10 protein-coding genes are annotated in these 13,008 nt (G+C 71.6%); 7 read left to right on the top strand and 3 right to left on the bottom strand.

Annotated features, from left to right (window positions below):
- The 5 genes from GT042_RS07155 to GT042_RS07135 form a co-directional block, all read left to right on the top strand.
- Positions 1 to 1,818 (top strand): right-handed parallel beta-helix repeat-containing protein (locus GT042_RS07155; RefSeq protein WP_161307861.1); only part of this gene is annotated, 1,818 nt, incomplete at its 5' end.
- 339 nt (positions 1,819 to 2,157) lie between these two features.
- The gene (locus tag GT042_RS07150; RefSeq protein ID WP_345943702.1) at positions 2,158 to 3,987 is read left to right on the top strand and encodes a right-handed parallel beta-helix repeat-containing protein; all 1,830 of its coding nucleotides are present in this window, start codon (positions 2,158 to 2,160) and stop codon (positions 3,985 to 3,987) included.
- A 112-nt stretch (positions 3,988 to 4,099) separates the two neighbouring features.
- On the top strand, positions 4,100 to 4,471 hold the full coding sequence (locus GT042_RS07145) for a hypothetical protein (protein WP_161307860.1): 372 nt from the start codon (positions 4,100 to 4,102) through the stop codon (positions 4,469 to 4,471).
- 460 nt (positions 4,472 to 4,931) lie between these two features.
- Positions 4,932 to 5,306 (top strand): hypothetical protein, encoded by a 375-nt coding sequence (locus tag GT042_RS07140; RefSeq protein WP_161307859.1) that lies wholly within the window; start codon positions 4,932 to 4,934, stop codon positions 5,304 to 5,306.
- Positions 5,307 to 5,357: 51 nt separating this feature from the next.
- Positions 5,358 to 6,296, top strand: a complete 939-nt coding sequence (locus tag GT042_RS07135; RefSeq protein WP_161307858.1) for an NADP-dependent oxidoreductase — start codon at positions 5,358 to 5,360, stop codon at positions 6,294 to 6,296.
- Between the two features lie 118 nt (positions 6,297 to 6,414).
- On the opposite strand, the gene GT042_RS07130 is transcribed toward GT042_RS07135, so the two are convergent.
- Complete coding sequence (locus tag GT042_RS07130) at positions 6,415 to 8,586, bottom strand: TerD family protein (protein ID WP_161307857.1); 2,172 nt, start codon at positions 8,584 to 8,586, stop codon at positions 6,415 to 6,417.
- 51 nt (positions 8,587 to 8,637) lie between these two features.
- Entirely contained in the window at positions 8,638 to 9,513 is an 876-nt protein-coding gene (locus tag GT042_RS07125) for a CoA ester lyase (RefSeq protein WP_161307856.1), read from the bottom strand.
- A gap of 155 nt (positions 9,514 to 9,668) precedes the next feature.
- Here GT042_RS07125 and GT042_RS07120 point away from each other — a divergent pair, with 155 nt between their 5' ends.
- Positions 9,669 to 10,679, top strand: a complete 1,011-nt coding sequence (locus tag GT042_RS07120; RefSeq protein ID WP_202532463.1) for an MBL fold metallo-hydrolase — start codon at positions 9,669 to 9,671, stop codon at positions 10,677 to 10,679.
- Entirely contained in the window at positions 10,679 to 11,851 is a 1,173-nt protein-coding gene (locus tag GT042_RS07115) for a CaiB/BaiF CoA-transferase family protein (RefSeq protein WP_161307855.1), read from the top strand. The genes GT042_RS07120 and GT042_RS07115 overlap by 1 nt, the downstream gene beginning before the upstream one ends.
- Before the next feature lie 103 nt (positions 11,852 to 11,954).
- Here GT042_RS07115 and GT042_RS07110 read toward each other — a convergent pair whose 3' ends face one another.
- A complete protein-coding gene (locus GT042_RS07110; protein WP_161307854.1) occupies positions 11,955 to 12,704 on the bottom strand; it encodes a GntR family transcriptional regulator in 750 nt (249 codons plus the stop codon).
- Between the last annotated feature and the right edge of the window lie 304 nt (positions 12,705 to 13,008).

The following is a 13,008-nucleotide window of genomic DNA, read 5'->3' as shown; positions in this document are numbered from 1 at the left end:
CGGATCGACGCGCCGGGTTCGGCGGGCGTGCACCTCACGGGCGCGGCGCGGGCCGAACTCACCGACGTCCGGATCCGGCAGCCGAGGGCCAGCGGACTGGTGGTGGCGGGCCGGGCCGCGCTGACGGCGCACGGGTGCGTGGTCTCCGGCGCGGGGGCCAACGGGCTGCTCGTCAGCGACGGGGCGGAGGCGCTGCTGACCGACTGCCGGATCGACCGCAGCGCGTTCAGCGCCGTACACCTGTCCGGTACGGCCACCGGGCGCCTGACCGACTGCCTGGTGCGTGAGGGCGCGGAACACGGCGTCCATGTCACGGACGAGGCCCGGGCGGAGCTGACGGACTGCGCGCTGGGCGGCCTCGGCATGACCGGGGTCGCGGTCCTCGACCGGGCCGCCGCGACGGTCACGGGCTGCCGGATCGACGGCGCGGCCTCCGGCCTCGTGGTGGGTTCGGCCGCCGGGACACGCGTGGAGCACACCACGGTGAGCGCCACGGCCGAGACCGGCGTCCAGATCGCCGAGGGCGGCGCCGCCGCGCTCACCGGCGTCCGGATCACCGGCGCGGGGGCGGCCGGTGTGGTGGTCGACGCCGGGGCGGACGTGACGGTGACCGGCGGGTCGGTGGAGGAGTGCGCGGGCTCCGGGATCGTCGTATGGACGGGGGCGGAACCGTCGTTCACCGATGTACGGATCCACCGCCCCGCCAAGAACGGTGTCTTCCTCGCCGAGGGCGCCGGCGGCACCTTCACCTCGCTCGACGTGACGGGCGCGGGTTTCCCGGCCCTGCACGTCGGGGCGTCGGCGGAGCCGGTCTTCCGGCAGTGCCGGATCCGCGACTGCGCCGAGGCGCTGGGCGAGGACGCGGGGGCCATGCCCGTACTGGAGGACTGCACGGCGGACGGGGCGCCGCTCGTACGGCCCGGGACGGACACCGCGCCGACGGCCCTTCCCGCGCCCTCCTCGCCGGGGACCTCCTCCCCCGCTTCGGCCTCCTCGGAGGACCCCGAGGCCGACGAGGAGCATCTGGACGACCTGCTGGCCGAGTTGGAGGAGCTGGTGGGTCTGGACCGGGTCAAGCACGACGTGGGCTCGCTGGTCCAGCTGATGCGGACCGTCCGCCGCCGCGAGGAGGCCGGGCTGCCGGCCCCGCCGCTCAGCCGCCATCTGGTCTTCGCGGGCAACGCGGGCACCGGCAAGACGACGGTCGCGCGGCTGTACGGCAGGCTCCTCAAGGCGCTCGGGCTGCTGCGGCGCGGGCACCTGGTCGAGGTGGACCGTACGGCCCTGGTCGGGGAGTACGTCGGTCATACGGGTCCCAAGACGACCGCCGCGTTCACCCGGGCGCTGGGCGGGGTGCTCTTCATCGACGAGGCGTACGCGCTGGCGCCGCCGGGCGGCGGCAACGACTTCGGCCTGGAGGCCGTGACCACCCTGGTCAAACTGATGGAGGACCACCGCGACGACATCGTGGTGATCGCCGCGGGCTATCCCGAGGAGATGACCCGTTTTGTCAACTCCAATCCGGGTCTGTCCTCCCGCTTCGGCCGGACGCTGGTGTTCGAGGACTACGCGGCGCCCGAACTCGTCTCGATCTTCGAACACCAGGCGAGGGAACACCGGTACGAGCTGACGCCGGCGGCCAGGGAGGCCCTGACGGGGCTCTTCGAGCGGCTCCCCCGCGACGAGGGCTTCGGCAACGGCCGTACCGCGCGCCAGACCTTCCAGGAGATGACGGAACGCCAGGCGCAGCGGGTGGCGGAACTCGGCGCTCCGACCCAGGCGGAGCTGATGAGCCTGGAGACCCAGGACTTGCCGTAGAAGGCGATGGCCCGCCGCCTCCGTGAAGGGGTGCGAACAGGGGCGATATTCACTTCGATACCGCCGGGTAATGGGCTACACCTCGTACGCGGTATTGCGCTCAGCGTGAGGAATATTCTCACGGAGCGAGGAGAGTTGACGGGCCGGAAGATCAGCAGTTCAATCACGGACGTATAGTCGAATCGTCTGGTCGAACCGCCGGCACAGAGAGCGGCACAGCGGGCGGCACATCCCCACCGTCCCGACTCCCGAGGACCCTTCGGGCAGTATCCGCTCGCGGTCCGGCGATCCCCCCACAGTCGCCCATCCCACCAGAGGGTAAACATGTACCGCAAAATAGTGCCTGGCATATGCGGCCTCGCGCTGCTTGCCGCAGGCGCGTTGTCCGTACAAAGCGGCATCGTTCGCACCGAGTCCGTGGCCACCGCGTCCGCCACGAAGGCTGTCGCAGCTCAGGCCCTGTCCGAGCCGCAGATCGTCGCCGCGGCCGGCGCCACCACCCCCTTCGTGACGGTCGAGGCCGAGACCGGAACGCTGGGCGGCGGCGCCCGCGTCCGTTCGATCGCCCCCGGCGCGGCGGCACCGACCAAGGCCACCTTGGAAGGCGAGGCCTCCGGCTATTCGCTGGTCGAATTGAAGGCCAACGGCGATTCGGTGACACTGCCGAACAGCACCGGCAAAAACGCCAATACGCTCGTGGTACGCGCCTCCATTCCGGACTCGGCGGCGGGCGGCGGCATCGACGCGTCGCTGAACCTGTACGTGAACGGCACGTTCCGCCAGGCGATCACCCTGAGTTCCCGGCAGGCGTGGAACTACCGCGGCGCGACGACGAACCCGGACGACCCCCGCGCGGGCGGAGTGGCCTACCGCTTTTACAACGAGTTCCCGGTCCGGGTCACGGGTGCTCCCATCGCCGCGGGCAGCACCATCAAACTCCAGAAGGACTCGGGAAACACGGCCGCCGTCTATGACGTCGATTCCGTGGATCTGGAGAACGTCGGGGCCGCCCTGGCCCAGCCGGCCAACTCGATCTCGGTCGTGAGCAACGGCGCGGACCCGAACTTCTCGAAGGATTCGACGGTCGCCATCCAGACCACGGTCGACGCCGCCCGGACGCAGAAGAAGTCGGTGTGGATCCCGGCGGGCAAGTACCTGACGAACAGCCTGGTGTCGAAGCCGCTGGACTTCACCGGCGTCAAGGTGCAGGGCGCCGGCATGTGGTACACCACCCTCTACCGCAAGGTGCCGCTGCCGGCCGGCTCGTGGCGCTCGCAGATCTCGATCGGTACGGGCACGACGCTGACGGATCTCCAGATCGACGCCAACGCGGTCTGGCGGGGCATCGGCGGTGACGGCGGTTCGGACTACGGGGTCAACGCGCAGGGCACCGGCTGGCTGGTCGACCGGATCTGGACGCGGCACATCGACGCCAACTGGCTGTCGGGCACCAACGGCGTCGTGCAGAACAGCCGGACGGCGGACAGCTACGGTGACGGTTTCAACATCAACAACGGCAACACGCCGAACGCGAACAAGCTCGGCCAGAACATCACGGTGAAGAACAACTTCGCCCGCAACACCGGTGACGACTCCTTCGCGACGTACTCCGACGCGGGCGCGAGCGGCACGAACGGCCAGGTGACCGGCGCGAAGATCCTCAACAACACCGCGATCGCCCCCTGGTGGGCCAACGGCATCCGGGTCGCCGGAGGCAAGAACGTCGAGGTGCGCAACAACCTCGTGAACAGTGTGTCCTCGAACAACGCCCTGGAAGTCAGCGTGTTCGGCGAGACGGGGCACCCCCTGGAGTCCGCCACGATCACCGGGAACGTCCTGAACGGTGGCGGCGGCTGGAACGGCCTTCGGTACGGCGCGAACGTGGGGTCCACGTCGAGCACCTCGCTGTTCCCGAACGCCTACTCGAACGTCACCATGACCGACAACATCATCCGGGGGTCGCTCGCCGCGGGCTTCAGCGTCACCGGACCCCGCGTCAACCTGACGCTGACGAACAACACCATCGACCGCCCGGCCAAGCAGGGCATCTGGGTGGCGAAGGGGGTGACCGGCACCGGGAAGTTCACGGGTAACACGATCAAGAACCTGTTCGCGGGCCAGGTCGCCCAGCAGAACGACTCGCCGTCCACGTTCAAGATCACCGGCTGACCCTGCCCGGTCCGATGATCGGCCCGATCTCTGGTCCGATCATCGGACCGTACCGGACGGTTGACCGTTCGGTACGGAACCACGCCTCGTGCCTTCGGCGTCCGTCACTGACATGGGCGAAGATCCACGGGACGAGACCACGAGCACCCCTTCGAACACCACCGTCGGCGCCGGATGCCTTCTGGCCGGCCTCGGCGCGGCGATCGCGCCGTTCCTCTGGGCGCCGCGGGCCGCGTTCAGCATCGACGGCGGGTTCGAACGCCATGCCCAGGATCTGAGTGTGATCTACGTCGACCTCCCCCTCATCACGCTCGGCGGCGCTCTCCTTCCGTTCGGGGCCTGGGCTCTGGCCACACGCTGGACGGGGCGCCCCTGGATCGCGGTGCCCCTCGCCGTGGCCGCGCTCGGGCTCGGGATCTGGGGCCTCCTGGAGTGGTGGACCCCGCGACAGCACCCGGATCCGGGCTACGGACCGGGAATCTGACTCCGCCTCCCCCACCGGCACCCCGGGGTGAGACACCGGACTTCACGCGCGGGCGTACTCCTCCGGCCTCGCCCCGCCCCCCTCCCCGCTCCCGTGAATGGATGATTCTCGCGCGGGTTCGTGTCTCTTCCCGAACGGATTCCGTTCTCGTATTCCAGGAACGGTCCGCGCGGCGGAGGGAACGGAAATGCACGGCGAAGAGGAGGGCGGCGGCGCGAGCGCGGGCAGCGGGGGTACGCGGCCGGCCGCCCGGCCTTCCTGGTGGGAGCGGAATCCCATCGCCGCCAATGGGGTGGTGGCCGTCGTTGTCGCGATCATCGGAGTCATGGGGACGATTCTTGTCTCCGAAATGACGGACGGCACGGGCCGGAACGGGGCCAGGGACATGGGCCGCGACGACGGGAGGCCGCCGGGTCCGCCGCCCGGCCCGCCCCCCTTCGGAGGGGGCCCGCAGCCCAGCGTGGACATCGACCAGCCGGACGGTCTCCGGCTGGGGGCGGCCCTGAGGCTGTCGGGTACGGTCAACGGACTACCGGGTTCGCACGCCCTGTGGGCCGTCGTACAGGACCCGGCGAACGATACGTATTTCATTCCGGGTGACCCGTGCACCGTCACGGCATTCACGACATGGAAATGCGACGATCTGCCCGCAGGGCTGAATTCCTCACCGGGAAAGACGTATACGGTGCACGTCGCGCTGGTCGACGCCTATGGCGCTCACGCCATCGCCGCGTACGACACCGCCGTCCGCCTCGGCGAGCGGAAAACGGGCCTGGACACACTGCCCGATCACATCGACCTCCTGGAGCACGTCGTCGCACGGCGCACCGGCTAGCGCGCGACCGTACGTGACCGGGCCCCCCATCACCCGTCAAGAGGAGTTCTCATGCAGGCCGTCACCGTCCACGACCGAGACGCCGGTACGGGCGGACTCGCCCTGACGGAACTCCCCTACCCACACGCCGCCGAGAACGACGTCATCGTGCGCGTGCACGCCGCCGGCTTCACGCGCGGGGAGCTGTCCTGGCCCGCGACGTGGACCGACCGCGCCGGCCGCGACCGTACGCCGAGTGTGCCCGGGCACGAGCTGTCGGGGGTGGTCGCCGAGCTGGGGTACGGCACCACCGGCCTCACGGTCGGCCAGCGGGTCTTCGGCCTGGCCGACTGGACCCGTGACGGATCCCTGGCCGAGTACGCGGCCGTGGAGGCCCGCAACCTGGCGCCGCTCCCCGCCGACGTCGACCACGTCGTGGCCGCCGCGCTGCCCGTCTCGGGGCTGACCGCGTGGCAGGGTCTGTTCGACCACGGGCGGCTCACGGCGGGGCAGACGGTCCTCGTCCACGGAGCCGTCGGCGGCGTCGGGTCGATCGCGGTCCAACTGGCCCGCGAGGTGGGCGCGCGGGTGATCGCCACCGGCCGGTCCGCCGACCGCGACACCGCTCTCGGCCTGGGCGCCGACGCCTTTGTGGACCTCCGGGCGGACCGGCTGGAGGACACCGGACAGGTCGACGTCGTGTTCGACGTCATCGGCGGCGAGATCCTCGACCGCTCGGCCGCTCTGGTACGTCCCGGCGGCACCCTCGTCACCATCGCCGCGCCGCCCACGGTCAGGCCGGAGGACGGCCGGGCCGTCTTCTTCGTGGTCGAACCGGACCGGGCCACGCTCACCGGCCTCGTACAGCGGGTGAGGGACGGACGGCTCACGCCGGCGGTCGGGGAGGTGCGTCCGCTCGCCGAGGCGCCCGCGGCGTTCGCGCCGGGCCCGGCCGGCCGGCGCGGCCCCGGGAGGACGATCATCCGCGTCGTACCGGAAGGCACCGCGTAGGCGCCTCCCCGTCGCGAGCGGGAGCAAGACTATGGGCGAGGAAAGCGAAAGAGCTTGTTTCTTAGCAGGAATTGAGAAGGAAGCCCCTTCATGGCCTCGCCGTCGGCAACGCTAGCACTCAGCCCGGGATCACGTCGCGCAGGTTTTCGAGGGTGATGACCCGGGAGTCCGGGTGCAGCCCCTCGGGACGTTCGATGCCGATGTACGTCACGGGCTCGCCCGGGACCGGCCCGCCGTCCCACAGCTCCACCGCCGTGGCGCCGTCGGACATCAGGCCGACCAGGTGTCGCAGCGTCAGGTGCTCGCGCTCCACGACGGCGCGCACCACCTTGGACACCGACACCTGGTGCTCCTCGACCCGGTTCTCCGACGAGAGGCCCGTCAGGTACAGGTGCAGCCACATGGCGTGCCACCGGCCGTCGTCGTCGCGGCGGAACACCAGCGGCAGCGCCACCCGGCCGGCCCCGCGGAGCTCCGACTTCATCCGTACCGTACGGGGCTCGAAGGGCCGGCCCTTCTGCTCGCCGTCGCGCAGCATGAAGCCGAAGAAGGACTCCTCGACGTCGTCGAAGCCCTCGCCCGCGTAGATGTGGACCTGCGGGACGACGAAGGTGCCGCGCACCCGGTCCAGGGACAGGTTGATGAATTCGGAGGCGCCGTCGGGTGCCTCCGTGAGGTCGCCGGAGTGCTCGCCCCCGACGGCGGTGAGCGAGGTGTACGAGAGCCAGGACTCGGTGCCGTAGTCGGAGTTGAGCACCAGCGCCGAGAGATCGTAGTCGGTGCTCTCCTCGGCCTCCTTCCAGTACACGAAGAAGCGGAGATGCTCGCCGTCGACCGCCGAGACCGACCCCCGGGGCAGGACGCCGAGCCCCGCCGCGGTCGCCCGGCCGCTGAGCGGGAGCGCCACGTCGAGGACGTCGGGGTCGAGCAGGAGCCGGCCCGGCGCCGGGAGCCTGCGGCGTATCTCGGCGTCGAGGGCGGCGATCAGACGGTCGCGGTCCGCGGCGGGGACCGGCGGCCTGACGTCGGGGGCGGCCCAGCCGCGGCCCCGGCTGTTGACGAAGATCCGGGGCGCGCCGGTCTCCCGCTCCCGGTTCTGGAAGTGCTCGCGTACGGAGAGCACGACCCGGCCGGACACCTCGGGAGCGACGCGCACCGCGGCGGCCACCACCGCGTCCCGCTCGTCCTGGCCGGCGCTGATCCGCAGGAGGAGATCGAGCGTACGGAAGAGCTTGCCCGGGGCGGAGGACAGCAGCCGCACCGCGCCCATGACGTCGACGTCGCCGAGCAGCTCCTCGGCGCGGCTGTCGAACGACCGCGCCTCCTTCTCGCCCCGCGCCACCGCGAACACGTCGGCGGCGTGCGGCCAGCGGGGGTACTCGTGCGGGTGGAGCCGCTCACCGAGCCGCTTGAACGGCTCGCGGTGCGCGTGCACGTCGGCGAGCTTGGCGGGGTTCGCCGCGACCACGGCGTCGAGACCCGCGAGCAGCGCGCGGCGAGCGGGCCGCGACAGGGCGCGGAAGCGGGTCGGCTCCCGCAGGGTGACGTCACCGCCCGACAGCGCGCAGGCCAGCCGCAGCACGTCGGTGACGGTGTCCAGCAGGAGGCCGGCGCCGACGGCGAGACGGGCGGCGTTGACCACGGCCCGGTTCTCCCGGACGGGGATCGACTCGGGCTGGCGACCGAGCGCGCCCCACCCGGCGAGGGTCGCGAGGTCGAGCAGGTGCTCCTCGCCCAGCGGTGTCGTACTGCCCGCCAAGGCGAGGTACAGGTCGGTGAGTTCGCCGTCCAGGCCCCGCCCGAGGTGCAGTACGGTCACCCGGTCACCGGCCGAGGCGATCAGCTCGTCCTGCGCCGCGAGCATCTCCTCGTAGGTGTGCTGGTACCGGCCGTACGTGGGCAGCCCGAGCAGGTCCACCACTCCGTGCGCCAACTGGGTCAGCACGTTCTCCCGGGACTCCTCGTCGGCGAGCGCCGTCGCCACACACCGCATCCAGAAGTCCTCGGTGTCGGGCACGTTGGCCGGAAAGTCGATGAAGTACGCGTTGTGGCGGACGTGGTCACCCACCATCACCCCCACGGCCGCCAGCGCCCGCTCGGCGGTGTCCACGACCACGTCCTCCGCCAACCCCGACAGCCGCCCCAGCAACTCCCCCGAGAGCTTGAACCCCACGGAAGCCAGCGCCACGTCCAACTGCCGCGCGGCGGCGGCCCCTTCCCCGGCGGGGCCCTCAGGAAGGGAGAGACGGTGGGTGTGCCGGATGACCAGCGATTCGAGAGGGTGCGCCATCCGTGGATGATCGCAGAGGTGTACGAGCCGACGCACCGGGTTTACCGGCGGTCAGTTCGCGTCGGGACGGCCCGTGAGTTCGCGGGCGCGGCGGACCGTCGCCGCGTCGACCATCGCGCCGTGGGTGTCGCGGAACGCGCCGCTGCCCGCGCTCACGCGGTCCTCGAAGAGGTCGAGCAGGGCGTGCGCGTCGGCGAGTTCGGCGGGGTCGACTCCGAAGACCTCGTTGGCGACCACGACCTGGTCCGGGTGGATGCACGCGCGACCCTGGAACCCGAGCCCGCGCAGGTGTGTGCTCGACGCGCGGAACCCCTCGATGTCCGACGTGTGTACGGAGACGGGGGCGACGGCGGAGGCGAGGCCGTGTGCGGCCGTGTGGGCGACCGTGAGTCCGCGCGCCCAGTCCAGCAACCGGTCCCCGGGGACGGGGTCCGGGGCCATGCGCAGGTCCGCGCGCAGATCGACCTCGCCGAGTTGGAGGTGACGTACCCCGGGGCGGCCTGCGATCGCGCCGAGGGACAGCAGTCCGACGGCGCTCTCGACGAGCAGTCCGAGGGCGACGGCCGGGGCGCCGGACCGCACACCGCCTCCGGCCGCGACCAGCGCGATCAGTGTGTCCAGGTCCGCCCCCGCCGCCGCCTTCGGGACCCACAGCCCGTCGACACATCCCGTGGCGAGCAGCGCGCGGGCGTCGGCCAGCCCGCGGGCCCCTTCGTTGATCCGTACCCACACTTCGGGCCCGTCGTCTCCGCCCCGTTCCTCGGCGAAGGAGACGGCCGCCGCCCGCGCCTCGTCCTTCTTCGACGGCGCGACCGCGTCCTCCAGATCGAGGATGAGCGCGTCGGCCCCGGAGCGGTTCGCGGCCCGCAGAAAACGGGGCCGGTCGGCGGGAACGTACAGGTGGGAGCGGGGTGGCTGACCAGGCATGGGCACTCCTTGCACATCATGAATCAGATGATGCATTTTCTAGGTCGATGATGTAGCTTACGACTCACCATACTTCAGGCCTGGACCCCACGTACGAAAGTGGTCGTGGCCTCCGGGCTCGTGAGCCGGACTCGTAACTACGGGAGGACCACGGCGTGTTCGAAGCCGACAGCGTGACGATTACCGTGCTGGTCGAGAACCAGGTGGACATGCTGCTGCCCGACCAGGCCAGCCCCACAGGCGGGAGCGGGACCGGGGGCGGGGACGACCACTGCGTCTCCCGCTACGGACTGATCGAGCACTTCGACCCGAAGCGCCTCCCGCCCCAGGCGGAGAACGGCATCAGCTTCCTGGTCGAGGCGGTACGGGGCCGCCACACCACCCGCGTCCTGTTCGACGTCGGCCTGACCGGCACCGTGCTGGAACACAACATGGGCGTGCTCGGCGTCGACCCCGCCTCCGTCGACCATGTGGTCATCAGCCACGGACATCCCGACCATTTCGGCGGGATCCACCGCTTCCTCGACCTCGCGGGACGCCGCATCCCCGTCGCCACCCACGCCGACGCGGAACTCCCGCGCTACGCCGTGATGGGCGACGGCCGCACCTCCTCCGTCTACAACGCCGCGTTCCGCTTCGGCGAGGTCGAGCGGTCGGGCGGCGTGCCCGTCCTGACCCAGGACTCGCTCGACCTCGGCTGCGGCGTGCACACCACCGGGGTGATCCCCCGGAAGGTCCCCTTCGAGGCGGGCGCCGCCCCCGCCTTCAAGCCCGGTGCCCCCGGCCTCTACCAGGTCTCGCCGGAGGGCAGACTGCGCCGCGACGAGGTGATGGACGAGATGGGCCTGGTCATCGACGTACGCGGCGCCGGCCTCGTGGTCCTCACCGGCTGCGCGCACGCGGGCGTCGTCAACACCATCCACCAGGCGCGCGCCGTGTGCGGGCCCAAGCCCGTCCGCGCCGTGATGGGCGGCTTCCATCTCGGCTTCCCCACCACCCCGGCGGAGAACGTCGACCTGACCGCCGCCGCCTTCGCCGAACTGGAGGTCGCCACCGTGATGCCGATGCATTGCAGCGGACTGCGCACCCACACCCGGCTGTCCACCGACATGTCCGCCCACTACGTGCAGCCCGCGGTCGGTACCGTGCTGCGCTTCGGCCGCTGATGACCGGCGACCTGCGGGGCATCCGGGTCATCGCGGTCGAGCAGGCCGTCGCCGCCCCTCTGTGCACCCGCCATCTGGCGGACCTCGGCGCCGAGGTCATCAAGATCGAGCGGCCGGGCGGCGGCGACTTCGCGCGCGGCTACGACGAGAGCGTGTACGGCCGGTCCACCCACTTCGTGTGGCTCAACCGGGGCAAGCGCAGCGTCGTGCTCGACCTGAAGTCCGAGCCGGGGCGCGACGCGCTGCGCCGCCTGCTCGCCGGGGCCGACGTACTGGTGTGCAACCTGGCGCCCGGCGCGCTGAACCGGATCATCACCGACGAGGCGCTCGCGGAGCTCAACCCGCGCCTGGTGCGCTGCTATCTGTCCGGTTACGGGCCGAGCGGACCGTACGCCGACCGCAAGGCGTACGACGCGCTGGTGCAGGGCGAGGCCGGTACGATCTCCGCCACCGGCACGCCCGAGACCCCGGCGAAACCCGGTGTCTCGCTGGCCGACCTGGCGGGCGGGACGTACGCGCTCAGCGCCGTCACGGCGGCCCTGTACGCGCGGGAGAGGACCGGCGTGGGCCGGCGGATCGACGTGGCGCTCTTCGACGTACTGCTGGAGTGGATGAGTCCGCTCCTCCTCGCCGAACTGCACTCGGGATCCGCGCCGCCGCCCGCCGGGATGCGGCACGCCAGCATCGCGCCGTACGGCCCGTACACGACCGCCGACGGCCAGGACGTGCTGATCGCGGTGCAGAACGAGGGCCAGTGGCAGCGGCTCTGCCGTACGGTGCTCGACCACACGGAGCTGCTCGACGACCCGGCCTTCGGCTCGAACAGCGCGCGGGTACGGCACCGGGAACGCACCGAACGGGCCGTACAGGCACGGCTCATCACCCTGTCCACGGCCGAGGTCACGGCCCGGCTGGAGGCGGCGGACGTACCGTACGCGCGGCTGAACCAGATCGCCGACGTCCTGGCCCATCCGCAGGCCGAGGCGACCGGACGCTGGTCCGAGGCCACGCTGCCGGACGGGCGGGCGGTACGGGTGGTCACCTCACCGCTGCACCGGGTGCCGGAGCCGCCGGGCGGGCGGCGGGTGCCCGCGCTGGGCGAGCACACCGGCGAAGTGCTGCGCGAACTCGGGCTCCCCGAGGCGCCGGCGCCCGTACCGGTCGCCGAATAGGCCCCCGGACCGCCGGAGCGGACGTCCGGTCGTCCCCCTCACCGAGGAAGGGCGGCCGGACGGCTTCGGGGCGAGGCCTTGTCGAAGAAGGCGCGCTGCCGGGTCAGTCGTTGTCGACGTCGAACGGGTCCGCGACCTCCCGGCCCGTCAAGTGCCGCCCCAGCGCCTGGAAGCTGCGCGAGAGATGCCACTCCGTGGCCTTCGCGAGCGCGGCGCCGTCACCGAGCCGCGCCGCGGCCAGCATGGACCGGTGCTCGTTGGACGTTTCGTCGGCGCGGTCGTGCAGCACCTGGAGCACGTCCCAGGGGAACTTCTGCCAGAGCTGGTCGATCTCCGCCGCCAGCCCCTCGTTGCCGCACTTGGCGTAGAAGAGGAAGTGGAACTGGTAGTTGGCCGCGTTCAGCCGCGCCCGGTCCCCTTCCTCGGCCGCCTGCTCCATGTCCGCGACCAGCCGTTCCGCGAGGTCGATGTCGAGCGGGGAGAGCCGCCGGGCGGCGCGTTGCATCGCGTACGGCTCGATCAGACGGCGAAGGAGGTAGACCGTCTTGACCTGTTCGTACTCGGCGTCCGCGACCCGGACGCCCTTGTGCGGTTCGCCGACGAGCACACCCTCGGCCTCCAGCAGCCGGAGCGCCTCGCGGACCGGGGTGATGCTGGTGTCGAACATCGAGGCGAGGACGTCCTGTTGGATACGGCTGCCCCGGGGCAGCTCGCCCTCGCTGATCATCCGGCGCAGTTCGGTGGCGATGTGGTCGCGCTTGGTGGGCGCCTTGACCGTCTTGGCCGGCTTCGCGGGCTTCGGCGCGCCGCCGTCGGTGGCGGTGCTCCTGAGGCGGCGGGACTGCGGCGGCATGTCGTTGTCCTTGTCGTTCGGCGCGCGGCGCGTGGTGAGCGCCGGACGGTGACCGGTGGAGGGTTTCGGGATCTACGAGTGTCGCATCGGTCCGGCGGATCAACGGACCTGCGGGGAGGCACAGTTGGCGGCTCTCACCGGTCGGGCTCCGGGGCGGCGCCGCGGTGGAACGCGGTGAGGGTGGCGGCGAAGGCTTCCGGCGCGTCCAGATACGCCACGTGGCCCGCGCCCGGCACCACGGCCGTCGAGCCACCGAGGCGCCGGGCGAGCGCGGCGGCGGGGGCGGCGCCGACCCGGTGGTCCC

It is taken from the genome of Streptomyces sp. SID3212, from assembly GCF_009865405.1.
Lineage (GTDB): Bacteria > Actinomycetota > Actinomycetes > Streptomycetales > Streptomycetaceae > Streptomyces.
This window is presented reverse-complemented; position numbering and strand designations above follow the sequence as displayed.

Excerpts from the sequence above, each read along its gene's own strand:
- GT042_RS07125 (WP_161307856.1), bottom strand. The coding sequence starts at position 9,513 with ATGCCTGGTCAGCCACCCCGCTCCCACCTGTACGTTCCCGCCGACCGG.
- GT042_RS07135 (WP_161307858.1), top strand. The coding sequence starts at position 5,358 with ATGCAGGCCGTCACCGTCCACGACCGAGACGCCGGTACGGGCGGACTC.
- GT042_RS07145 (WP_161307860.1), top strand. The coding sequence starts at position 4,100 with ATGGGCGAAGATCCACGGGACGAGACCACGAGCACCCCTTCGAACACC.
- GT042_RS07130 (WP_161307857.1), bottom strand. The coding sequence starts at position 8,586 with ATGGCGCACCCTCTCGAATCGCTGGTCATCCGGCACACCCACCGTCTC.
- GT042_RS07115 (WP_161307855.1), top strand. The coding sequence starts at position 10,679 with ATGACCGGCGACCTGCGGGGCATCCGGGTCATCGCGGTCGAGCAGGCC.
- GT042_RS07110 (WP_161307854.1), bottom strand. The coding sequence starts at position 12,704 with ATGCCGCCGCAGTCCCGCCGCCTCAGGAGCACCGCCACCGACGGCGGC.